The sequence below is a fragment of the Thermomicrobium roseum DSM 5159 genome, from assembly GCF_000021685.1.
Taxonomy (GTDB): Bacteria; Chloroflexota; Chloroflexia; order Thermomicrobiales; family Thermomicrobiaceae; genus Thermomicrobium; species Thermomicrobium roseum.
In genome coordinates, this window is record NC_011959.1 from 1,048,523 (window position 1) to 1,070,512 (window position 21,990).

At 63.2% G+C, this 21,990-nt stretch carries 20 protein-coding genes and 1 pseudogene; 7 read left to right on the forward strand and 14 right to left on the reverse strand.

Annotation, left to right across the window (positions count from 1 at the left end; translation table 11 throughout):
• Positions 1–129 precede the first annotated feature (129 nt).
• From TRD_RS04965 to TRD_RS04975, 3 genes are read right to left on the reverse strand one after another with little or no spacing between them, the layout of a single operon-like run.
• Positions 130–987 (reverse strand): ABC transporter permease, encoded by an 858-nt coding sequence (locus TRD_RS04965; RefSeq protein WP_015922027.1) that lies wholly within the window; start codon positions 985–987, stop codon positions 130–132.
• Positions 944–1,738: an ABC transporter ATP-binding protein gene (locus tag TRD_RS04970; protein ID WP_015922028.1), complete on the reverse strand. Its 795-nt coding sequence runs from the start codon at positions 1,736–1,738 to the stop codon at positions 944–946. Before TRD_RS04970 ends, TRD_RS04965 begins: the two co-directional genes overlap by 44 nt.
• Positions 1,725–2,186 (reverse strand): MarR family winged helix-turn-helix transcriptional regulator, encoded by a 462-nt coding sequence (locus TRD_RS04975; RefSeq protein WP_015922029.1) that lies wholly within the window; start codon positions 2,184–2,186, stop codon positions 1,725–1,727. The genes TRD_RS04970 and TRD_RS04975 overlap by 14 nt, the downstream gene beginning before the upstream one ends.
• 43 nt (positions 2,187–2,229) lie before the next feature.
• Between TRD_RS04975 and TRD_RS14975 the strand changes: the two genes are divergently transcribed.
• A complete protein-coding gene (locus tag TRD_RS14975) occupies positions 2,230–3,006 on the forward strand; it encodes a DUF6391 domain-containing protein (RefSeq protein WP_015922030.1) in 777 nt (258 codons plus the stop codon).
• A 124-nt stretch (positions 3,007–3,130) separates the two neighbouring features.
• Positions 3,131–4,243: a tRNA 2-thiouridine(34) synthase MnmA gene (gene mnmA, locus TRD_RS04985; protein WP_015922031.1), complete on the forward strand. Its 1,113-nt coding sequence runs from the start codon at positions 3,131–3,133 to the stop codon at positions 4,241–4,243.
• On the opposite strand, the gene moaC is transcribed toward mnmA, so the two are convergent.
• Together moaC and TRD_RS05000 are read right to left on the reverse strand one after the other, a co-directional pair.
• A complete protein-coding gene (gene moaC / locus TRD_RS04990; protein ID WP_015922032.1) occupies positions 4,231–4,731 on the reverse strand; it encodes a cyclic pyranopterin monophosphate synthase MoaC in 501 nt (166 codons plus the stop codon). The two genes, mnmA and moaC, sit on opposite strands and share 13 nt — an antisense overlap.
• A gap of 369 nt (positions 4,732–5,100) precedes the next feature.
• A complete protein-coding gene (locus TRD_RS05000; RefSeq protein WP_015922033.1) occupies positions 5,101–6,456 on the reverse strand; it encodes an aminotransferase family protein in 1,356 nt (451 codons plus the stop codon).
• A 313-nt stretch (positions 6,457–6,769) separates the two neighbouring features.
• On the opposite strand from TRD_RS05000, the gene greA reads away from it, so the two are divergent.
• Together greA and TRD_RS05010 are read left to right on the forward strand one after the other, a co-directional pair.
• On the forward strand, positions 6,770–7,240 hold the full coding sequence (greA, locus tag TRD_RS05005) for a transcription elongation factor GreA (protein WP_015922034.1): 471 nt from the start codon (positions 6,770–6,772) through the stop codon (positions 7,238–7,240).
• A gap of 13 nt (positions 7,241–7,253) precedes the next feature.
• A complete protein-coding gene (locus TRD_RS05010) occupies positions 7,254–7,733 on the forward strand; it encodes an aminoacyl-tRNA deacylase (protein ID WP_015922035.1) in 480 nt (159 codons plus the stop codon).
• A gap of 9 nt (positions 7,734–7,742) precedes the next feature.
• On the opposite strand, the gene TRD_RS05015 is transcribed toward TRD_RS05010, so the two are convergent.
• The 7 genes from TRD_RS05015 to TRD_RS05045 all read right to left on the reverse strand — a co-directional run bounded on the left by TRD_RS05015 (position 7,743) and on the right by TRD_RS05045 (position 12,288).
• Positions 7,743–8,618: a PfkB family carbohydrate kinase gene (locus tag TRD_RS05015; protein ID WP_226980731.1), complete on the reverse strand. Its 876-nt coding sequence runs from the start codon at positions 8,616–8,618 to the stop codon at positions 7,743–7,745.
• A 42-nt stretch (positions 8,619–8,660) separates the two neighbouring features.
• Positions 8,661–9,347, reverse strand: a complete 687-nt coding sequence (jag, locus tag TRD_RS05020) for an RNA-binding cell elongation regulator Jag/EloR (RefSeq protein ID WP_015922037.1) — start codon at positions 9,345–9,347, stop codon at positions 8,661–8,663.
• A 42-nt stretch (positions 9,348–9,389) separates the two neighbouring features.
• Entirely contained in the window at positions 9,390–10,328 is a 939-nt protein-coding gene (locus TRD_RS05025; protein ID WP_015922038.1) for a YidC/Oxa1 family membrane protein insertase, read from the reverse strand.
• A 44-nt stretch (positions 10,329–10,372) separates the two neighbouring features.
• Complete coding sequence (gene yidD / locus TRD_RS05030) at positions 10,373–10,582, reverse strand: membrane protein insertion efficiency factor YidD (RefSeq protein WP_015922039.1); 210 nt, start codon at positions 10,580–10,582, stop codon at positions 10,373–10,375.
• Entirely contained in the window at positions 10,579–10,968 is a 390-nt protein-coding gene (gene rnpA, locus TRD_RS05035; protein WP_015922040.1) for a ribonuclease P protein component, read from the reverse strand. The genes yidD and rnpA overlap by 4 nt, the downstream gene beginning before the upstream one ends.
• A gap of 7 nt (positions 10,969–10,975) precedes the next feature.
• Positions 10,976–11,146 (reverse strand): 50S ribosomal protein L34, encoded by a 171-nt coding sequence (rpmH, locus tag TRD_RS05040; protein ID WP_015922041.1) that lies wholly within the window; start codon positions 11,144–11,146, stop codon positions 10,976–10,978.
• A gap of 92 nt (positions 11,147–11,238) precedes the next feature.
• Positions 11,239–12,288, reverse strand: coding sequence for a serine hydrolase domain-containing protein (locus tag TRD_RS05045; RefSeq protein WP_169302283.1), 1,050 nt, complete (start codon positions 12,286–12,288; stop codon positions 11,239–11,241).
• 295 nt (positions 12,289–12,583) lie between these two features.
• On the opposite strand from TRD_RS05045, the gene TRD_RS05050 reads away from it, so the two are divergent.
• Positions 12,584–15,031 carry a GAF domain-containing protein gene (locus TRD_RS05050; RefSeq protein WP_015922043.1) on the forward strand — a complete coding sequence of 816 codons (2,448 nt, stop codon included), beginning with the start codon at positions 12,584–12,586 and terminating at the stop codon, positions 15,029–15,031.
• 75 nt (positions 15,032–15,106) lie between these two features.
• Positions 15,107–16,123 (forward strand): annotated as a pseudogene (locus tag TRD_RS13560) (HD domain-containing phosphohydrolase); the annotation flags it as partial.
• Positions 16,124–16,180: 57 nt separating this feature from the next.
• Here TRD_RS13560 and TRD_RS15080 read toward each other — a convergent pair.
• Together TRD_RS15080 and TRD_RS05065 are read right to left on the reverse strand one after the other, a co-directional pair.
• Positions 16,181–16,948, reverse strand: a complete 768-nt coding sequence (locus TRD_RS15080) for a heparan-alpha-glucosaminide N-acetyltransferase (RefSeq protein ID WP_041435986.1) — start codon at positions 16,946–16,948, stop codon at positions 16,181–16,183.
• Positions 16,945–18,207 carry an MFS transporter gene (locus TRD_RS05065; RefSeq protein ID WP_015922045.1) on the reverse strand — a complete coding sequence of 421 codons (1,263 nt, stop codon included), beginning with the start codon at positions 18,205–18,207 and terminating at the stop codon, positions 16,945–16,947. The genes TRD_RS15080 and TRD_RS05065 overlap by 4 nt, the downstream gene beginning before the upstream one ends.
• 599 nt (positions 18,208–18,806) lie before the next feature.
• Here TRD_RS05065 and ileS point away from each other — a divergent pair.
• Positions 18,807–21,986 (forward strand): isoleucine--tRNA ligase, encoded by a 3,180-nt coding sequence (gene ileS / locus TRD_RS05070; protein WP_015922046.1) that lies wholly within the window; start codon positions 18,807–18,809, stop codon positions 21,984–21,986.
• The last annotated feature ends 4 nt before the right edge of the window (positions 21,987–21,990 follow it).

Consider the following 21,990-nt stretch of genomic DNA (forward strand, 5'->3'; position numbering starts at 1 on the left):
CCTGCGGACACCGGTAATCGAAGTCGCCCGCATGCTTCCCCGCGCAATGAGCTGGCGTACCCGCGAAAGTGAACAGGAGCCGATGACCGTATAGACCAGCGGACCCACGTCGAACGATGCGCGCACCCGTCACAGCAGCACGCGGTCGTAACGGCGACTCACGATCGCTTGCAACAGTACGAGCCACGCCAGAAGCACGAGCCAATCCTGGATCACGCCGAAGCGTTGCCCGTCGACGAGGGTGTCGCGAAGAAGTTCCACCAGGTAGGTCAGCGGATTGACCTGAGCGAGAACCTGTAGCCAGGCAGGCATGAGGTGGATCGGATAGATCGCGTTGCTCGCGAAAAACAGCGGTATCGTCAAGACTTGACCGATGCCCATGAAGCGCTCCCGTGTCTTGAGCAGTGTCGCGAGCAGCATGGACAGGCTGGCGAAGACACCGGCACCGAGAAGAACAGCCAGAGCGCACGTGACCAGCGAGAAAAGGTCGAGGTGAAATCGCACCTGGAGCAACAGCGCCACCGTGACGACGACGGCCGCCTGCAGCAGAGCTCGCAGACCTGCCCCCAACGCTTTGCCCGCGACGAAACTGGCGCGCGGAACAGGCAAGACGAGAATCTTTTGGAGAATCCCCGCATCGCGTTCCCAGATAATCGCGAGTCCATAAAAGATCGACGTGAACATGACTGATTGGGCGAGAATTCCTGGAGCCATGAAGGTGAGATAATCCTCTTGCTCACTGAGCAGTCGAGCTCGCGCCACCGCCTGCCCAAAGACCGTCAACCAGAGAAGCGGTTGTAAAGCACGGGTCACGACCTCCCAAGGATCATGGCGGAGCTTCCGTGCTTCCACCTCGGCCACGACGAGCGCGGCACTGGCGAAGGACACGAGAGATTCCCAACGCGGTAAAGGCCGGGTCGCTTCGGCGAGGCGTTCGCTGAAATCAGTTGAAACGCTGGAGACGTCGGCGGAGCCGTCTCGTGTCACTGAACGATCCTCCCGACTCGAGAACGTCACCGGTCAATGCCGTAAAGACATCGTCCAGTGTCGTCGCCCCGGGAACAGCCCGCTCGAGCTCGGCAGGCGTACCGCAGGCGACGACACGACCGCGGTTCATGATGGCCACACGATCAGCGTAGGATTCAGCTTCTTCCATGTAATGCGTCGTGAAGAGGAGTGTCGTCCCGTCCCGCCGCCGCAAGGCGAACAGCGCTTCCCAAACGGAGCGGCGCGCAGTCGGATCCAGTCCGACCGTCGGCTCGTCGAGCACGAGAAGCAGCGGGCGATGCAGGATCGCCTGGGCGACTTCCAAACGTCGCACCATCCCCCCGGAATACGTCCGAACTAGGCGGTCAGCCGCATCCTCCAGATCGACCAGACGCAAAACCTCCGCGATGACGAGCTCCCGCTCGTTCCGGGGCATGCGGAGAAGCTTGCTGACGATCAGGAGATTCTCGTACCCTGTCAAAGCGGGATCCGCCGAGAGCGTTTGCGGGACATAACCAAGCATTCGACGAACACGGTCAGGATAGCGGGTCACGTCGAGACCTGCTACGCGGACGATTCCGCTCGTCGGCGGGAGCAACGTCACCAATATGCGGATCATCGTCGTCTTACCTGCACCATTCGGGCCGAGCAGGGCGAACGCTTCCCCCGGCTCGATGGTGATACTCGCCTCGTCGACGGCGACGATGTCACCGAACCGCTTGACGAGCCCTTCGATTTCAACGAGGTGCATCGGCTCCTGTGTCCTCCTGTTCCGCAGCCGCAAGCAAGCGAGCGAGCAAGGGATACAGCGTCGCCAGCTCATCAGGGCCAAGCGTTTCCAGCAGCCGGACGAGAAAGGCACGCCGCCGTGCCTGCCATTCGCGCAACCGCTCGCGGCCCTCACTCGTCAAGTCGACGACGACCACCCGCTCGTCGCCGCCTACCCCTCTCGCGCGCTGCACGAATCCGGCTCGCTCCAGGCGCTTGCACGCGACAGTGGCCGCGCCAGCCGTGATACCGAGCTCATTGGCCAACTCACCGATACGTAACGGTCCACGCAACCAGAGTCGCTTGAGCAACCAGAACTGTTCGGGTGTCAGCTCACCCTGCCGTACAGGATGAGTCCGCCGTCGCAGATGACGCGCGAGTTCGAGCAAAAGATCGGCTACCTCTTCGGCTGTCACCGTATTTCCTTTCATCGGCGATCCTTTCGCTCATGCAACATTTTACTCATCCAACAAGATGCCGGTTCCCTATGGCATACTGTTCACGAATGACGAACCGGACACTCCGGAGGATCTCGTGCTCGTGCTACTCACTGTTGCGTTCTTGCTCGTGTTCGGACTTTTGGCGGCCACGCTCCTCGTTGGGCTGACCGTGAGCTCGCTCGTCACCCTGCTGACAGCACCAGGTCAACTCGCCCGCCTCGTACGCGATCGCCAGCTGCGGCGCAACCATGCCCTGGAACACGCGACCATCAACGTGATCGAGGAGCGGTATGGGCCGAGCCAGCTCGCTGGTTTAGCGCGGCCGGACGGCTTCCTCATTTTCGGACCGATCTCTCCGTCACTCGCCCTGGAAGCAGCCGAGGAAGGGCTGCGGCGGATGCAAGCGGGGGAGCATCGGCTCGCTATTCATCCACGCTGCGGGACCACACTCGTCGCCAGCCAACTCGTCTTGGCGATCACCTTCCTCGCAACACTCCTTGTTCTGCGCCAGCTTTCTCTGCTTCCCTTCCTTCTCGGACTGGCTGCAGCCTTGCTGCTCGGTCCGCGGCTGAGTCCACTGTTGCAGCGCTGGATCACGACGGATGCCCGTGTCGAGGGCATGCGGATCGAAGGTCTTCGACCGCATCTCGTCCCGCTCCGTTTGCCGTGGTCCAGCGTGATGGTTCCGGTACCGGGTGCACTGCTCGTCCGAACCAGCTGGGGCGATGAACAGCCGAGCAGCCGATCAGTGACCATCCTGACTCGCGACGCACGGCGCGTCGAGGCCGGTCGTTACTGGATCGATGAGTGACGAACCGAGCAAACCATCTTCCGTGTGCGGTCCAACTATCGGCTGACATCGTGACGTACCATTTTCGATCGGACAATGGCGCGCGAGCGAGTTGCCATGCTATAATTTTGAGGTTATGTGACGCATGAGTGGTGTCGGAACGACGATGGCCGAGCGAGTACTCGTTGCCCTCTCGGGGGGCGTCGACAGTGCGGTGACAGCCTACTTACTGAAGCAGGCCGGCTGGGAGCCGGTCGGGATCCATTTGCGTCTCTTCGACGCTGCGCCTGGTCTCGACGGTGTGTGCTGCGGCGATGTCGCGGCTGCCGACGCCCGAGCTGTGGCAGCCCAAATCGGCATTCCCTTCTTCGTCCGTGATCTGCGACCGGAATTCGAACAGGAGGTCGTCGCACCGACCGTCGAAGAGTACGCTCGGGCTCGAACCCCCAATCCGTGCGTCTTCTGCAACCATCGTGTCCGCATTCCCGCACTGCTCGAGTTGGCCGAAGCGCTCGGTATCAGGTTCGTCGCCACCGGCCATTACGTGCGCAAGGTCGCGACGCCGGGCGGCTGGCGTCTGGCCGAGGCTCGCGATGCCCAGCGCGACCAGTCATACGTCCTGTACCGTTTGACCGCCGACCAACTAGAACGGTTGCTGTTCCCGCTCGGCGAGTACGACAAGCCGACCGTCCGCGCCATTGCCCAGGAGGCCGGACTGTTCGTCGCCCGGAAGCCGTCCTCGGTCGATCTCTGCTTCGCCAAGACGTATGGAGGGATTGGCCGCCTCGTTTCCCAGCGACGACCGGAAACCAGCCGGCCCGGCCCGCTCCTCGACGAGCGGGATGAGGTCGTCGGTACCCATCCGGGAATCGCGTTCGTCACGATCGGCCAGCGGCGGGGGCTCGAGTGGGCACGTCCCACGCCGGAACGACGTTATGTCGCCGAGATCGATCCTGCAACCGCGGTGGTTCGCGTCGCTCCGCGCGAGCGTATCCTGACCCGAGCCGTTCGCCTTGCCGATCCGGTCTGGCACGATCCAGTGCTGACCGCTGACGCGCGCTTGCGCTATCAGGGGCCGCGCATTCCTGCACGTATCGAGGGAGACTGGGTCATCTTCGATGAGCCTGCACCACCGCTCGCGCCAGGCCAGTCGGTCGTCCTCTATGTCGGCGACCGAGTCGTCGGTGGTGGCATCGCCGAGGAAGTCGTGCGAACCGAGCAGGAGAGCCCGATCCCCGCTCTCGCTCAGCGCGCGTGACGAGCCTCGTCGTCCTCGCGCCGCCAGGTCCCGCTCCGTCCCCCAGCCTTCTCGATCAGCTGGATACGGTCGATCGTCATACCCCGGTCGACCGCCTTCAGCATGTCGTAGACCGTCAGCGCTGCCACGGCAACCGCGGTCAGGGCCTCCATCTCGACGCCGGTTCGACTCACGGTTTCGACTCGCGCCTCGATCTCCAGGCACGTGTCCTGCTCGTTCGTCCGCACGTCTACTTCGACCTTCGTCAACGGAAGCGGATGACAGAGCGGAATCAACTCAGCAGTGCGCTTGGCCGCCATGATGCCGGCCACTCGAGCGACAGCGAGCACGTCACCCTTAGCGGCCCGTCCCTCCCGGACGAGCTGAAGCGTTTCCGGACGCAGCGAGACGCGGCCCCGCGCCACGGCAACACGGTGCGTCTCCGGCTTCTCCGCCACGTCCACCATTCGGGCCTGGCCGCGTTCGTCGAGGTGGGTCAGTTCGGCCATCGCTGACCTCCTTGTGCGCGTCGAACGAGCAATGATGCTCGCGACCGGGACTGCTCTGGCTGGCATACCCTCCGCGCCAGTCGATCGTGCCGACGTTCAGCAATGCGTGCAGCGGATCGAAGCCGTGCACCCCCTCGTACTCGACACAATCGATGCCCCTGCCCCCGCTGGGAAGCGCGCTCCGGCGAGCCGTCGTTCGCCCAACTGTCGATAGTCATCCTCCCTCATCGGAACGACGCATCACTGGCGAGCCAGAACAGCCCGACGCAAGGTACCGCCGCAATCGTGAACCAGGGTAGCAAAGCCGTCACGGCCTTCCGCCGGCCCGGGGTCGAGCAGAGTCAGCAGAACTCGAAGCCTCAGCTGTCGTCAGTCGAGCACATCGCTCAGGGCTGCCGCGACTCCTTCGATGAGGACGTCACATTCGGCTCGCGAAATGGTCAGCGGCGGTGCCATCACGATACCGTCCGGCGTGCAGCGCACGATGATGCCGCGACGGCGCGTCGCCGCCTCCAGCTTCGGCCCCAGTTTGAACTCGGGCGGGAACTTTTCCTTGCTCGCTTTGTCCCGAACGACCTCGACGAGCAGCATGAGACCCTTGCCGCGAACCTCACCGACGTACGGTCGCTCCTCCAGCCGCTTGAGTTCCTGGAGCAGGTATGCACCGGACGCCGCGGCGTTCTCCCACAGTCTTTCCGCCAGAAGAATGTCGAGATTGCGCAGCGCGACCGCGCACGCGACCGGATGCCCAGAGTAGGTGAACCCGTGCATGAAGACACGGTCAGCACTCGCTAAGGTTTCAGCGATCTCATCGCTGACGCCGACGCCACCCAGCGGCACATAACCGGAAGTGATTCCCTTGGCGAACGTCACGATATCCGGCTGGACCCCATATTGCTGCATACCGAACAGCGTGCCAGTCCGCCCGAACCCGGTAATCACCTCGTCCAATATCAGGAGAATTCCGTACTTGCGCAACACTGCAGCGATGGCCGGCCAGTAGCCGTCAGGTGGAACGACGACACCGCCTGCACCTTGAACCGGCTCACCGATGAAAGCCGCGATCGTCTCCGATCCCTCTCGCTCGATCGTTTCTTCCAGTTCCTGGACCAACCGAGCGACGAACTCCTCGTCGGTGAGCCCTTCCCCGAAACGGTACTTGTACGGTGCGGTGAGGTGGATGAACCCCGGTGGGCGCGGTCCGAACCCTTCCCAGTACGCGGGCACGCCGGTCGCCGACAATGCTCCCATGGCGATGCCGTGATAGGCCATCCGACGCGACAAAATCTTCACCCTTTCAGGCTGTCCCTTGAGCCACCAGTAATACCGGGCGATCTTGATCGCCGTCTCGTTCGACTCGGCACCGCCCGACGTGAACTGGAAATGATCGAGTGGTCCAGGAAAGAGCTCGGCCAAGCGCGCCGCCAGCTCGATCGTCGGCGGACTAGCTAGTCCGAAGAATGTCGGCACGAAGGCGACCCGCTCCATCTGCTCGCGAGCCGCTTCAGCCAACTCGCGCCGACCGTGCCCGATGTTCACGTTCCACAATCCCGCGAATCCATCGAGGTAACGCTTCCCCTCAGCATCCCAGACCCAAACCCCCTCTCCACGAACGAGGACGAGCGGTCCCTCCCGCCGGAGCTGGTACAGATTGGTCAACGGGTGAAGATGGTGTGCGATATCCTTGGCCACCAGCTCCGCGGCGTTCCAGGTCTCGACTTGCATCGTGTTGCCCTCCTCGCCTCCAGTGCGAACCCTCACCATTGTTCCCGAGTCGAGCGCCCAGTGTCCAGTGCACAGTGCAGTGTTCCCCCACAGCCGACCACAGCATAGTCGGGGACGAAGCCGCGCAGACGCCGATAATCTTGGGAAGAGAACGGAGCGTCTCGTCGTTGACCGAGCGATTGCGGATGAACCGGCTAGGCCACTGCATTGGCCAACCCGACGAGACGACGCTATCATTACCGTTCGCGTCCGATACGGTAAGGGTCGCTCATCGAGTCGCCAGAGAACGAGTCCGCTAGGAGGTCGAACGAGCATGGCACGCGAACGAATCCCGATCACGCGAGAGGGGCTGGAGGCGCTCCGTCAGGAGTACGAGTATTTGGTGAAGCACCGGCGACCGGAGATCGCACGCGTCATCCAAGAAGCACGCGAACATGGTGACATTCGCGAAAACGCGGCCTACGACGCTGCCAAGCATGACCAGGCATTCATCGAGGGGCGAATTCGCGAGATCGAGGAACTCCTCAAGCGTGTCGAGCTGATCGAGCAACCAACCGACGGTGACCGCTCGGTCGTCCGGGTCGGCTCGACGGTCACCATCGAGATCGATGGTGAAATCGAGACGTACACCATCGTCGGCGCGATCGAAGCGAAGCCCTCAGCTGGACGGATTTCCAACGAATCACCGGTCGGTCGTGCTTTGCTCGGTCACCGCGCTGGGGAGATCGTGCCGATCGAGACGCCGAACGGCACACTCATGGCGCGGATCATCGAGGTCCAGTAAAGGTTGGCCTTTCATGTCTACCCGCACCCCAGAAGACCTCGCCGCATTTTTGTCCCGCCGAGCAGCGCGAGCACGCCTTCTTCCTGCTGAACAGCCGACGCGAACAGTGGAGGAAGCGGCTCGCGCGCTGGGTGTTTCCCCCCGTCAGATCATCAAGTCGTTGCTCTTCTGCGCAGAGGATGGGACATGCGTTCTCGCGATCGTTCGCGGTGATCAGCGAGTCGATCCCGCGCGACTGCGGGCTGCCTGCGGTGGTACTCCCTTGAAGCTCGCGCCAGCCAGGCAGGTCCTGGCGGTGACCGGCTATCCGGCTGGTGCGACACCACCAGTCGGGCACTCGATTCCCCTCCGTGTCCTGGTCGATTCCGCGGTTCTCGCCGAGCCGCTCGTCTACGGCGGTGGCGGTGACGAGCGGACCATGCTGGAGATCAGCCCTGAGGAGATCGTCCGCCTGACCGGGGCACTCGTCGCCGCGATCGCCCAGTCCACTTGAGCAGCAGACTCACCGCCGTCGCTCACCGAGTCGATCCAGAAAGCGCTCGACCTCTTCGCGGGTGGGAACCGCATCCGGTCCGATGCCGCGAATGCGCAGCGCTGCCGCCGCAGCAGCCATCTTGGCTGCCCACGAGGTTCCTTCGTGCTGCGCCCGCAACAGAAACAGGACGGCAGCGAACACGTCACCCGCCCCGACGTCGTCGCGCACCGGCACCGAAAAAGCGGGGATATCGTACGTCCGGCCTCGATCGATCACGGTCGCCCCATCGGGTCCTCGTGTGATCGCCACCACGCCGCGTTGTGCGACGGCTTCGATCTCGTCACGCGCGAGCGTATGCTCGAGTGTGCTGAGAACGAGTCCGTCCAAACGCGTGGTCACTTCCAGGGGGAGTCGCAACGGGATCAATCGGACTCGTCCACCGCCTCGCGGCCACTTTCGCATCCAACCCTGTGGCGTCGCCCCGAGAAATTCGGGGTTGAGCCGGCTCGCTTGCCGAGGGTCGATTTCCTGAGCCACCGGCGCCAGATGAATGATCGGTGCAGAGCGCCAGGCCGGTGGTAGCCCACTCAAATCGATCGCACCCGCCCACGAGTGGACAACCTGCTCGCGACGACCCGCCACGGTGCGATTGGTGAAGACGGTCGGCGCAGACGCCTCTTGCACGATCATCGCCACCTCACGCGAGTACCTCGCCAGCGCCTCTCGGATGTCCGCACCGAACGTCTCGTAGTTTCCGCGCGTCAGGATGGCAGCGTCCATCCCGAAACGAGCGGCCGTCAACGCTGCATAGAGGGCCGTACCACCGAGCCGCGGTGCACCGTTGTCCGGATCGAGGTCGACCGTCACATGGCCGATGGCGAGATAGTGAGGGGCGCGCTGCACACCCAAAAGAGGGCATCCTTTCGAAAGACAGCAGGACGCGCCTCAGCGACGCGGGTAGACAGTGACGCGGCGCTCTTCCCCTTCACCGCTGCTGCGCGTCTCGACGTCCGGATTGTCACGAAGGGCAACATGGATGACCCGACGTTCGTTGGCTGGCATCGGTTCCAGCGTTACCGGCTGCCTGGTGCGAGCCACCTGGCGGGCGACGCGGTGGGCGAGCGCGATCAATGATTCTTCTCGCCGACTCCGGTACCCCTCCACGTCGATGATGACGCGAGTCCACGACGGTAGCCGGCGATTCACCAGCACGTTCACCAGGTACTGAAACTGAGCTAAATGTTCTCCCCGCTTCCCGATCAACATGCCAGCATGGGGACCATGGATATCGATGAACACCGTCGGTGGATCATCCGGACCGAGCTCGATGATCGACGGATTGTCCACAGCGAGAACGGTGCACGAAAATCCCATAGCCTGAAGCAACTCGCGTACGACTTGCTTGACGATCGCTTCCGTCTGAGGATCCGGCCGTCGCACCGGTCCGCGTGGTACTTCGCCGCTCCCGAGCGGTGTGACCCGCACCAAAGCCTCACCACCATAGGGCACGTTGTCCACCAGGACCTCGACATGCACTCGCTCGCGTGGGAGACCCAACTGCTCCAGGGCGAGTCGGACTGCCTCATCGACTGATCGAGCCTGGATCTCGACAGCTCGCTTTTCTGTCATCATCTCGCTCCTGCCCCATCACACCCGGGTGAAGGAGCGGCGCGGTCAAGACTGCCGCTTGTTCCGCGGTCGCGAGCGACGCGGCACGAGCGATGCGGGATCGACCGGAGGCTGGGAAGCAGGCGAGGCGTCAGCCGCCGCACGCTCGGTGCGACTCGACTCGACGGCCGTCTCGGACACCGAGATCTGGGACTGTGCTTGCGCATGTTCGAGGAACCGCGCCCACAACCCGCCTCGCTTGGCATTCGTGCTGTTCGCTCGCTTTTTGGGGTCGACATACCCCAACCGCCGGTGCTCCGGCAACTCGGGCAGGAACGGCAGCCAATCGCGCATCGCACCCCACCCAGTGATCAACCACTGCTGCACCACGCTGTAGACTGCCGAGACGACCCAATACAGAACGGGGCCGGCTGCAAAGTTCCAGCCGAACAGAACGACCATCAACGGCATGAAGAGCATCATCGAGTACATCATTTGCTGCTGCGGATCCTCGAACCGCCGCACACCGGCTGGACGCGTCATCCGAGTCTGGATGAACTGGAAAAGACCAGCCAAAATCGGCAAGATGTGCAGAGGATCCGGTTTCGCAAGATCCGGAATCCAGAGGAAACCGTGCGCCCAGGCCCCAACCTGGCTGAGCGACAGATTGCGGATCGCGAAGTACAGGCCGAAGAAGACAGGTATCTGGAGGAGCATCGGGAGACATCCCGACATCGGATTGATCCCATGCTCCTGGTACAGCTTCATCATCTCTGCCGAGAGACGCTGACGATCCTGGCCGTATTTCTTCTGCAGTTCCCGAATCTTCGGCTGCAGTTCCTGCATCGCCTTGGTAGACCGCACCGATTTGATGGTAAGAGGCAACAGAAGTGTCTTGATGAGAATCGTGAAGAGGATGATCGCCAGTCCAGCGCTACCCGTCACCTCGGCAGTGCGGGCCAGTCCCCACTCGATGGCATAGACGAACTGATCCCAAATGATCAAGTCGACCTCCTGGACGTCTCAGGCCTTCTCGTGCAGTGAATCCGTCACGGCACGGGATCGTACCCGCCTGGGTGGAAAGGATGACAGCGGAGCAGACGCCGCACCGTCAACACGCCTCCCTTGATGATACCGTAGCGAGAGATCGCCTCGTAGCCGTACTCCGAACAGGTCGGGTAGAATCGGCAGGCCGGTGGCAATCCCGGTGAAATGAACCGTTGGTAGAAGCGGATCAGCAGCAAAGCCAGCTTCGTCATCCCACACCGTGTTCGCGTTCCGAGTCTGGCTCAGTGCTTTCAGCGCTCACGAGCCCAGCGCGGTCGAGAAGTTCCTCGACCGCCGCGACGACTCGATGATACGTCATCGCTGGATCCGCGAGAGCCCCACGGGCGACGAACACGATATCGTACCCCTGGCGCAGCCGCGGATGCAGGCGACGAACAGCCTCCCGCAGCCAGCGTTTCACCTTGTTGCGGCGCACGGCTTTTCCGACCCGCCGCCCGATCGCGAACCCGTAGCGGTTCTCTCCCAGTTGGTTGGCAGCGAAGCTCACGACGAGCAGCCGGTTGCTGACCGATCGGCCCCGGCGCCGGACCCGTTCGAACTCGCTGGATCGGCGGAGCCGATACCGCCGCGCGATCACGGAAGATCTAACGCTTGCTCGGTGTGATCTTCTTCTCGTCGGAAACCGTCAGCTTCCAACGCCCTTTGAGGCGCCGCCGCTTCAAGACCGCTCGGCCACCGCGCGTACTCATGCGAGCCAGGAAGCCATGCACGCGCTTTCGCCGCAGGCGCTTCGGCTGGTATGTTCTCTTCGGCACGGCTCAGCTCCCCACTCGGGACTGTCCGACACAAAAAAGTCCGCGCCGGCGTTTGCCGTCACGGCACGCCCATTATAACACGCTCTTCCCTGTCACGTCACGGCAGCTACGACGCCGTTCAACACCGCAGCCACACGCAGGATGAACCGCTCCCGCCCCGTATTGAGATGCCGATTCGACACGAAAGCGACGAGGAGATCGTACGCCGGATCGTACCAGACCGCACAGCCGGTCGCTCCGGTATGCCCGAATGCAGCCGGCGAGAAGAGGTCGACTTCGCCGAAATAGCCCCCACCCACCTCGAATCCGAGCCCCCAGCCTGGCAACCCGAGCGATTCCGCTGTTTGCCGCCTCGTCATCGCCGCGACCGTTGCCCGCGCCAAGAGTCGGCCCGGCGCATGCGGCGTGAAGAAAAGGAAGAAGCGCACGAGATCGGGTAAGCTCGCCATCACTCCCCAAGCGGGATGTGCCAGGCGAAGTCCGTACTCTGGCCCGTACATCGCCCAGCGGGTTCCCTCTCCCAACATGCCGACGACGCGAGCGATCCGTCCGACCTCGCTCATTCCCCGCAACGGGAAAAACGTGTCCTTCAGTCCGGCCGGCTCCAACACGGACACCCGTACGAGCTCAGGAAAATCCTGTCCCGTCACCCGCTCCGCCAATACCCCGAGAACCGCGTACCCGAGGTCGCTGTAGCCGATCTGGCTACCGGGCGGGAAAACGAGCGGCTCAGTGAACGCTGCCTCGATCAACTCGTCGAGGGGCAACGCTTGCCGTAACAACGACTCCATATCCAACGGTTCGTACGGCAAACCCGACGTATGGGTAAGAAGGTGCCGCACCGTGATCGCTCGCCGATCCTCGCTGTCGAACTCCGGTAGGAAACTCGCTACTTTCGAGTCCAGACTGAGGAATCCACGCTCGACGAGAGCCAGCACGGTTGCAGCCGTGTAGACCTTGCTCACCGATGCCAGGGGCCACAGCACGCGCGGTCCAGCCGGCAGCCCCGGTGCTGCTTCCCCTCCATACCATTCCAGCGCCAACTGTCCTCCGCTGACGACCGCGAGTCCTGCACCATCGAACTCTCCTCGCTCGATGAACCGGGTCAACAACTGTATGACGTGCTCGAACTGCCCATCCACCGCTCCACCTCGCTCCTCACGCTCCCACCGAATCGCGTGACTCCAGTAGACTGGTAACGGCTGCTCATCCGTCCGCACTGTAGCAAAACCGGACACGGCGTGGCGCACTCTCTCGCAACATCACCACCCGGTACGGGTAGTACCAGGACCATCGTCCGCCTTCGAGCAGACCACCGAGGTATGTAAACGAGTTGGCATCCTCCAGATACTTGTCACTGTATACTTTCACACTGGGCGGGTGCAAGTCCAGTTTCCGCCGTTGAAAAGAAACTGCCCATCTCGGGGACAACCAGGCGTGTACGAAACCAGTTCCAGTCGCATCGATGCGCTCCTGCGACAGGTGCTGCGAACACTGGTCGCCGTCGTGCAGGCTGATCTCGGCGGCTTTTTCGTCTTCGACGAGCAACTCACAGCCGTCGAACTCGGCATCGTCGAGGGAGTACAGCCTTCGGAATCGCTCGCTCCGGTCGGCGTGCGGCGTCTGCCACCCAGCGCGGTACCCGCCGAGCGCTGGCTCGCGCGTCACCGCCGCCCGCTCCATCTGCACCAACCGCGCCACTGGCAGCGCTTTCCCCCAGCCAACCCCAGTTTGCGGGCGCTGGCTGATCGCGGCGCGCTCGTCGGCCTCGTCCTCCCCTTGCTTTGGGAGAACGAACTGGTCGGCGCTGCCTACCTCTGGCGACACCGCTCCCCCCGCCCGTACAGTCGCCAGGAGATCCGCACTGCCCAACGATGGTGCCAGCTCGCGACGCTGGTCGCCTACGCGAGTCGTCTGTACCAGCGCGAAGCGATGCTCCGCACCGACCTCGAGGAAATTCTCATCATCGACCAGAAGCTCGACCAGCTGGCCGATCTCGATGAGGTCGCCGAGACCCTCGTCAACTGGATCGAACGAAGAGCCGGGACCTGGTCGGGGCTGCTCTGGCTCAACGCTGATACAGGCGCTGCATACGCGTCCGCATTCGGCTCAGCACCGAGCCATGTGAACGCGCTCCTTTCCGAGCGTCTTGCCTCCCTCCCGACGAGGACGGACAGAGCGACGGCAACGATCCTCTCGCGCGAAGATGCCCACGACCTGCTCGGGACCGAACTCGCCTTTCTTCCATCTTCTGTGCGCGAACTCTTGATCGCTACCTACCGCGAGGATGAGCGGCCGCTCGTCCGCCTCCTCGCCTGGAACGACGAGGGACGGCTGCCTGCCGACCTTTCCCGGCACCTTCCCGCTCTCCGCCTTCTCATGATGCACGTCGGCGCTGCGCTCACCCGCCTGGCGACACGACGGCAACTCGAGCGTTCACTCGACGAGCTTCGGGCCTTGCTCCAGCTCTCGCGCCAGGTGGTGGTGGCAGATTCGATTTACGAACTCCTCGGGGAACTCGAGCGACTCTTCCGCCATTTCCTCCGCTACGACGCTCTGATTTTCCTCGAGCCGGACGACTCGGCCCCAAATCTGCTCCGCATCTCCTGGGGGAGCGGACCGATACCCGAGGCGCGAATTGGCCACCGCATCCCGATCGACCGCAGTTTGGCTGGTCACGCCTTTCGGACCGGTCACCTGTTGCATATAACCGATACCTGGGAAGATCCTCGTACCTATCATCTCCCCGAACGACCTTTCCCTTTGCGGACATTGCTCCTCGTCCCGCTCCGGCACGATGGATCGACCAAGGCTGTTCTCGGCATCGGGCGCACAGCGGTCGCACCGTTCTCGCCATTGGAAGTGGAACTGGTCAGCATCCTGGCGCAGGAACTGGCGACCGGCCTGACTGTCGTTCACCAGCGCCAGGTCATTCTCCAGAACGTCGAGCTCCAGCGGTTCCTAGCTGATGTGGGGGACCTGCTGTTGCAAAATCCCGATCCGCGCTCCTTCGCCCGACCGCTCGTGACCCGGCTCGCGCAAACGCTGGGTGGTTCGGCTGCGCTCGTACTCCGCCTACCGCTCGATGAATCGCCGATGAGCGCCTCATCCGAGCATGACGGCGAAGGACCGGCGATCGACCTCACTCCGCTCCATGATCCTGCTTTCTTCGATTGGCTCGCCCGGTCCAGTGCGCAAGGAACGCTGGAACTGACCGATGCGAGGATCGTACCGGCCCCATTCCAGCCGTCTTTTGCAGCGCTCCTGGCCTCCAGCGCGCGCCTCACGCTCGTCTCGCTCGTCGCGCACGACGTGCCGCTCGGTTGCCTGCTCCTCAGCCGTCCGGTCAGGACGGTCACTCATCCGCTCGAGACCGTCCTGCTTCGCGAACTGCGAACGCGGCTCGCCCATGCGCTCGGCCGATGGGTTGCCAGTCGCGAGCAGGATGCGATCGCCTCGCTGGCACGGGAGCTGAGCCTTTCCTCGGATCTCGGCACCTTTGGACAGCTCTTGTTGCAGCGCTTACCGAGTTTGCTGCCGAGTGACTTCGCGACCATGCTGTTTCTCGACGATGATCAGCACGCCTTCGTTCCTCTCGCGGCGAGCCCTCATTTTGCGTTACTCCCAGCCGACTGGTCGATCCCGCGCCAGCGCAGTTGGCTCGGTAATCTGGCCGATCACGATGAGGTGATCATCGTGCCCGATTCCTCCACGATTCCCCTCCTCGACTATCCGCTCCGTGTCGCCGCAGCGGGTCAAACTGCCTCGCTGGCGGTCGCACCACTGGTCGCCCGAGGGCAGACGCGTGGGATCTTGGTTCTCGGCCGGTTCGGCATCAGGCGGTTCACGGTGGCCGAGCAGCAGCGTTTGCGCAACCTCGCTTGAGTGATCGCGCTCGCTCTCGGGGATGTCCTCGCCGCCGAGCATGAGCGAAAACTGTATCGTGCCTCAGTCGAGGCGATGGCAGCAGCCGTCGACGCCAAGGACCCGAGCACGTACCATCACTCTCGTCGCGTCGCGACGATCGCCCGCATCATCGCGCAGGAGCTGGGACTTCCCCGGCCCGAGATCGAAGAGATCGAACTCGCCGCCTTGCTCCACGACATCGGCAAGATCGCGATTCCCGACCCGATTCTCCGCAAAGCGGGGAAACTCGATGCAGCCGAATGGTCGATCGTCTCCATGCACCCCGGCGTCGGTGCGCAACTGCTCGCTGGGCACCCACAGTTGCGTCGTATCGCCTCCCTCGTTCGAGCACACCACGAACGGTGGGACGGGCAAGGGTATCCGGATGGCCTACGCGGCGATGCCATCCCACTCGGCGCGGCCATCATCGGCCTCGCCGATGCCTTCGACACGATGACGACCGATCGTCCCTACCGTCCGGCGCTCTCTCCGGCCGAGGCTCTGGCCGAAGTTCGCCGCTGCCGTGGAACGCAGTTCCACCCTGCCGTCGTCGACGCTTTCCTCCGGGCTTGGCACCGACCGGATGGGATCGCTGTCGCCCTCGCCGCGCACACCTTCTCCGCGCCGAGTGCGCTCGCGACGCAAGCCCTGCACACCATCGGCGAACACGTCGAGAGACTGACGACGATCGAGCGACTCGCCGAGGTCATCGATCTCGCACTGTCCGGCGTACTCACCTCCGACAATATCGTTCTCTTCGCCACGGAGGAAGATGGTGAGAAGTTACGTATCGTCTACTCCCGATTCGATCGGGATCGCGCGAAATTCGTACGCATACCGCGTGGTCAGGGGCTTGCCTGGCGAGCGATCGAGTCAGGGCGCGCGCTCTCGGTCGTCGTTCCGGAAGCACCGCCCGGGAGCGTCGTCATCTGGGGCAGCCGTAAGCTCTTCGCTGTGCTGGCCGCTCCCATCGTCGACAACCTGGGTACGGTCGGGGCGATCGCGGTCTCGCGCACGGAGCGACGGCGCTTTTCCGAGACCGATGCAGAGCTTCTCGCCAGTATCGGACGGCATGTCGGATCACTCTTCCGCGTCATCTGGTCAGCCCGAACGCGAACCGCCACGCTGTCATCCGAGCAGGCGTCGAACGTCGATCAGACCGATGGCGACGAAGAACGCGATCAAGAGCGGCTGGTGAACCAGGTAGAGCAGGAGGCTGTGCCGACCGAGCCACCGCAGGGCTCGGATCAGGAGTCGATCGCTCCAATCCGGTAGCGACCACCGACGCTGTCCGTCACCATACCACCAACTCGCGACGCCCACACCCAAGAGAACCACCCCGAACCAGGGAAACAACGGCCGAAAATCGAAGGACCGATACCCTTCTGGTACCAACCCCAACCAGAAGAGCCACGGATTTCCTGGGAGAAGCGAGACGAGCCATCCGAGGAATGCAGCCAGCCCAGCGAACCCGAAATTCCAGACCCCGAAGCGGAGGAAGGGCAAGGCCAGGAGACTCGACAGCAGGATAAGATGAAGGATTCCGAAGAGGACGACGTCGGGCGGGCTCACCAGCCAGGTGACCAGCGTGACGAGTCCCGCTGCGCTGCCCAAGTGGAGTGTCCGCCGCACGATGTGCCGCCAGTATCGTTCGGGTTGCTTCGCCCATCGCTCCCGCGCCAACACGACCGAGATGCCGGCGACGAACAAGAACGTGCCGGCGATACCATCGGCGAAGAGACGCCACCCGCCACTGGTCACCGCGATGGGCCAACCCCCGAACGCCGCGAGATCGAAAGCCCCGTGATAGATCACCATCGCCAGAAAGGCGAGGCCGCGCAACGCATCGACTTCCCAGCGGCGCGCGGCTACCGGCCGTTGCACCGAAGCAGTCATCGCGACTCCGTGACAGGATAGATCGGGACCGCGGTCGGCGGAGCAACGTCCCGCGCCGCGCACGGACGCGCCATGACCCGAACCGGCCACACCACGGCCGCAGCCGCCAACCCCAACGCCCCCGCGAGCACGAGTGAGAGCGTATAGTGGCCAGTCCAGTCGAAGAGGATCCCAGCGACCACCGACCCCGCCGCTGTGCCGACCGGCATCACCGCGAACAGCAAGCCGAAGATTGTCCCGAGGCGACGTCGGCCATACAGCGCTGCGCAGAGCGAGGAGGTCAGTGGCGTCGTGGCGCTCCACGAAAAGCCGATGACCAGCGCCGAGAAAAGCACCCCGGCGGTGGATGCACCGACGACAAGCAACAGCAGGAAGCCGAGTCCACGCAAGGCGTAGACGACCGCCAGGGGTAGACTCGTGCTGCTGCGGTCGAGCCACCAGCCCGTCGCGAAGGCGCCAGCGATACTCGCCCAGCCGGTGAGCGCGAGCCCCGTCGCCGCCACCGTGTGCCCGAGCCCGATCCGGGTCGCATAGTCGACGAAATACGTCATGACCCAGCCCATGGTGAAACCACAGACGAAGAATCCGAAGGCGAATTGCCACCACGCCAACGAGCGCAATGCGTCGATCACGCCGCACCCCTGACTGCTCTCGACTCGCGAGCGGCTTGGAGAGCGGTCAGCGAGCAAGCGGAACGCCACCGGCGCGAGCGCGACGAGCGCCAATCCGAGCAGCAAAAGTGCTCTGCGCCACCCGAAGGCTGCCACTACTGCAGCCAGCACGGGTACGACGAGTGCCTGCCCCATCGGATTCGCGGTCGCGACGATCGACAACGCTGTTGTCCGCCCACGGCTGAACCACGCAGCGACGACCGGGGTCAGCAACGTCGGTGAAACCGTGGCCAGACCCAGACCGGCCAATACACCTAAGCCGAGAGCGAGAAGGGTTGCGTCATGAGCCTGGCTACCGAGTACGAGGCCCGCACCGAGCGTGGTCAGTCCGACGAGGGCCACGAGGCCAGCTGAGAACCGATCGACCAACCAACCCACGAAGGGTTGGGAGAGTCCGACGATCAGGACACTCAACGAGACGATCGAGCCGAGACGAGCATGACTCATGTGCAAGTCATGCTGGAGTTCCGGAAAGACCAGACCGACCAGAAATCGCCCCCCAGCAGCGGTCGCCATGATCGTCGTGACTGCGATCAGCGCAATCCAGGTTCTGGCGGATGATCGCTGCGATCCGATCGACTCAGTCACCGCGTATCCTCCCTACGGTGAGAGCCCGACGATTCGCCTCTCCCTTCGTCCTTCGTCGAGCGCGCGGGGTCGAGCGAGCCGCTCGTCAGTTCTCCTGTCGCACTCGGGAGCCGCTCGTCCCCTGCATCGTCTCTTCCCGCGCACAGCCTGTCCAGTACCCCCACAGCCCATGCGCGCACATGCTCGCGGGCGGTCCTCTCTCGAACGCACACCGCCGAAGTCGTGCGATCGGCGCTGCGGACTGACCGGGTTGCCGCCTCTCTCGCTGCGATGGTACCGTAGTTGTTCGGTGACAAGCGAGCAGGCGAGAGGCGGAGACGGAAGCGAGTACGTCGCGGCGGCCAAGCAGCGAGTCCGGGACGGTGCGAGCCGGGCGGCAACGACGCGGCGGAAAATCCTTCTCGAGCTGCTACCCGAACTGGCGTCATCGCGCCACAGTAGGCGTAGCCGGGAGCTGCCCGTTACCGCAGCACCGAGTGGGTGCGGCTGCAGCCCGCACCAACTGGGGTGGTACCGCGGGTGAACCCCGCCCTCAGAGGAGAGGGCGGGGTTTTCCGATCGAGCAGGTCGATCGAGGAGAACTCAAGGAGGTGCGCAGGATGTTCGAGCCTGTTCCTACCAAAGATATCGATTTCCCAGCGCTCGAGCGCGCTGTCCTCCGATGGTGGTACGAGCACGGCATCGTGCAGAAGTATCTCACGCGCAATGCCCAGAGCTCCAAGCGCTATTCCTTCATGGACGGGCCCATCACCGCCAACAACCCGATGGGCGTCCACCACGCTTGGGGGCGAACCTACAAAGACTTTTACCAACGATTCTACACCATGCTCGGTTACCGTCAACGCTATCAGAACGGCTTCGACTGTCAAGGACTTTGGGTCGAGGTCGAAGTCGAACGAGAACTCGGGTTCACCTCCAAGCGCGACATCGAGGCATATGGGATCGACCGGTTCGTCGAGAAGTGCAAGGAGCGGGTCTTTACCTACTCGGCAATTCAAACCGAGCAGTCGAAACGTCTCGGCTACTTCATGGACTGGGATAACTCCTACTACACCCTCTCCGACGAGAATAACTACGCCATTTGGCATTTCCTCAAGGTCTGTCACCAGAACGGCTGGATCTATCACGGATACGACGTCATGCCCTGGTGCCCGCGCTGCGCGACTGGCCTCTCCGAAATGGAGGTGAGCGAGGGGTACAAGGAGATCACTCATCTCAGTCTCTATGTGCGCTTCCCGCTCGAGGGACGCGAGCGAGAAGCCTTGCTCGTCTGGACAACCACCCCATGGACACTCACTGCCAATGTCGCCACCGCGGTGCACCCTGACCTCACCTATGTCCGCGTTCGCCAAAACGATGAGATTCTGATTCTGGCCGAGGAAGCTGCCCGGCACGCGTTGCGTGGTCCCTACGAGGTCCTGGGCTACCTGAAAGGAAGCGACCTCGTCGGTCTTCGTTACCGCGGTCCCTACGATCATCTTCCGATCAATGCCCAGGTCGAGCACCGGATCATCCCCTGGGATGCAGTCGACCCAAGTGAGGGAACAGGACTCGTCCACATCGCACCTGGCTGCGGACGCGAAGACTACCAGCTCGGGAAGGAGCATGGACTCGCCGTCATTGCCCCGCTCACGGAGGATGGCTATTACGTCGAAGGGTTCGATTGGTTGACCGGCAAGCATGTGCACAGCGTTGCTGAGACGATCGCCCAGGATCTCGCGCAGCGTGGCCTCCTCTACCGCCGTGAACCCTATCTCCACCGCTACCCCACCTGCTGGCGGTGCGGGACCGAGTTGGTTTTCCGTTTAGTCGACGAGTGGTTCATCGCGGTCGACCCCTGGCGGGAAAAGGTCATGGAGGCAGCTCGCCAGGTTCGCTGGATCCCCGAGTTCGGCCTCGAGCGCGAACTCGACTGGCTGCGCAACATGGATGATTGGATGATCTCCAAGAAGCGATACTGGGGGCTTGCACTGCCTATTTGGCAGTGCGGGGAGTGCGGCTGGTTCGACGTCATCGGAAGCGAAGAGGAACTCCGCGAGCGAGCGGTCGAGGGTTGGGAACGCTTCGAGGGTCACACGCCTCATCGCCCCTGGATCGATGCAGTCAAGATCCGCTGCGAGCAGTGTGGCTCCATCGCGAGTCGCATTCCCGATGTCGGTAACCCCTGGCTGGATGCGGGCATCGTTCCCTTCTCCACCCTGCGTTACCGGCACGATCGTGCGTATTGGCAGGAATGGTTCCCGGTCGATTTCATCACCGAATCGTTCCCCGGCCAGTTCCGCAACTGGTTCTACTCGCTGCTCGCCCAGAGCACCGTCCTGACCGGCCAAGCTCCGATGAAGACCTGCCTAGGGTTCGCCCTGCTCCGCGACGAGAAGGGCGAGGAGATGCACAAGAGCAAGGGGAACGCCATCTGGTTCGACGAGGCTGCTGAGCGGGCCGGCGTCGACGTGATGCGATGGCTCTATCTGAAGCACAACCCAGCCCAGAACTTGAACTTCGGCTGGCGCTTGCTCGACGAGGTTCGCCGAACCTTCCTCCTGCCACTGTGGAACTCGTACGCATTTTTCGCCAACTACGCACGGCTCGACGGGTTCCATCCCGCTCAGCACGATGTGCCGCTCGGCGAGCGCACCCTGCTCGACCGTTGGATTCTCGCTCGTCTCCAGCAGGTCATCGCCACAGTCCGCGAGCGGATCCAGGACTACGATTCGATGAACGCTGCGCGGGCCCTGCAGGACTTCGTGGTCGAGGATCTCTCCAACTGGTACATCCGTCGCAACCGACGCCGCTTCTGGAAGACAGAAAGCGACCAGGACAAGGCAGCTGCCTATCTGACGCTGTACGAGGTTCTGGTCACCTTGACCAAGCTGCTCGCTCCGTTCATTCCTTTCACCACTGAGCTGATGTACCAAAACCTCGTCCGTCGTGTCGACCCACAGGCACCCGAATCGGTCCATTTGACCGACTATCCCGAAGCGGATCTCACGAAGCTCGATGACGAGTTGGTGGCCGATATGAACTGGCTCCTGCGAGCGGTCGAACTCGGTCGTGCCGCCCGCAACAAAGCGAGCATCAAGGTGCGCCAACCGCTGCCCCGTGCTGTGGTCGCAGCACGCGATCCGGCAGCCCGCCGAGCGATCGAGCGCCTCGTCGACCAGTTCATGGACGAACTCAACGTCAAGGCGGTCGAATTCGCCGATCGGCCCGAAGACTATTTGAGCTATCGAGTGAAGCCGAACTTGCCGGTCCTTGGGCCACGGCTCGGGCCCAAGTTGCCAGTCCTCCAGCGGGCACTGGCCGGAATCGATCAGAATGCGTTGGCTCGCCAGCTCCGAGCCGGGCGAAGCGTCACGCTCACGCTCGATGGTGAGGAACTGGAGTTCGGTTCCGACGACTTCTTGGTCGAGTCGGTCGATCGGCCGGGGTTCGCGGCCTTCGAGGATCGCGACCTGCTCGTGGCTGTCGATCTCACGATCACGCCGGAACTCCGGCTCGAGGGTCTGGCTCGCGACTTCATTCGCGGCGTCCAAGAGGCGCGCAAGAATGCCGGCTTCGAGATCGACGAGACGATCGAGATCGTCTACCGCGCCGAGGGCGAATTGGCTGCGGCGGTCGAACGCTTCGCTGACTCCATCAAGCACGAGACGCTCGCCGTCGACCTGCGTGCCGGTGAACCCGAGAGGGAGGATGGTCACGTCGAGGAGGTCAAGGTCGGTCGCGAGCGATTCGTCGTCGCTTTGCGCCGCGTCGGGCGACTGGCTGAGGCACGCCGGTGACGGT

Coding starts and splice junctions, on each gene's coding strand:
- TRD_RS04970 (WP_015922028.1), bottom strand. CDS start 1,738: ATGCACCTCGTTGAAATCGAAGGGCTCGTCAAGCGGTTCGGTGACATC.
- TRD_RS04975 (WP_015922029.1), bottom strand. CDS start 2,186: ATGAAAGGAAATACGGTGACAGCCGAAGAGGTAGCCGATCTTTTGCTC.
- TRD_RS14975 (WP_015922030.1), top strand. CDS start 2,230: ATGCCGGTTCCCTATGGCATACTGTTCACGAATGACGAACCGGACACT.
- mnmA (WP_015922031.1), top strand. CDS start 3,131: ATGAGTGGTGTCGGAACGACGATGGCCGAGCGAGTACTCGTTGCCCTC.
- moaC (WP_015922032.1), bottom strand. CDS start 4,731: ATGGCCGAACTGACCCACCTCGACGAACGCGGCCAGGCCCGAATGGTG.
- TRD_RS05000 (WP_015922033.1), bottom strand. CDS start 6,456: ATGCAAGTCGAGACCTGGAACGCCGCGGAGCTGGTGGCCAAGGATATC.
- greA (WP_015922034.1), top strand. CDS start 6,770: ATGGCACGCGAACGAATCCCGATCACGCGAGAGGGGCTGGAGGCGCTC.
- TRD_RS05010 (WP_015922035.1), top strand. CDS start 7,254: ATGTCTACCCGCACCCCAGAAGACCTCGCCGCATTTTTGTCCCGCCGA.
- jag (WP_015922037.1), bottom strand. CDS start 9,347: ATGATGACAGAAAAGCGAGCTGTCGAGATCCAGGCTCGATCAGTCGAT.
- yidD (WP_015922039.1), bottom strand. CDS start 10,582: ATGACGAAGCTGGCTTTGCTGCTGATCCGCTTCTACCAACGGTTCATT.
- TRD_RS15080 (WP_041435986.1), bottom strand. CDS start 16,948: ATGACTGCTTCGGTGCAACGGCCGGTAGCCGCGCGCCGCTGGGAAGTC.
- ileS (WP_015922046.1), top strand. CDS start 18,807: ATGTTCGAGCCTGTTCCTACCAAAGATATCGATTTCCCAGCGCTCGAG.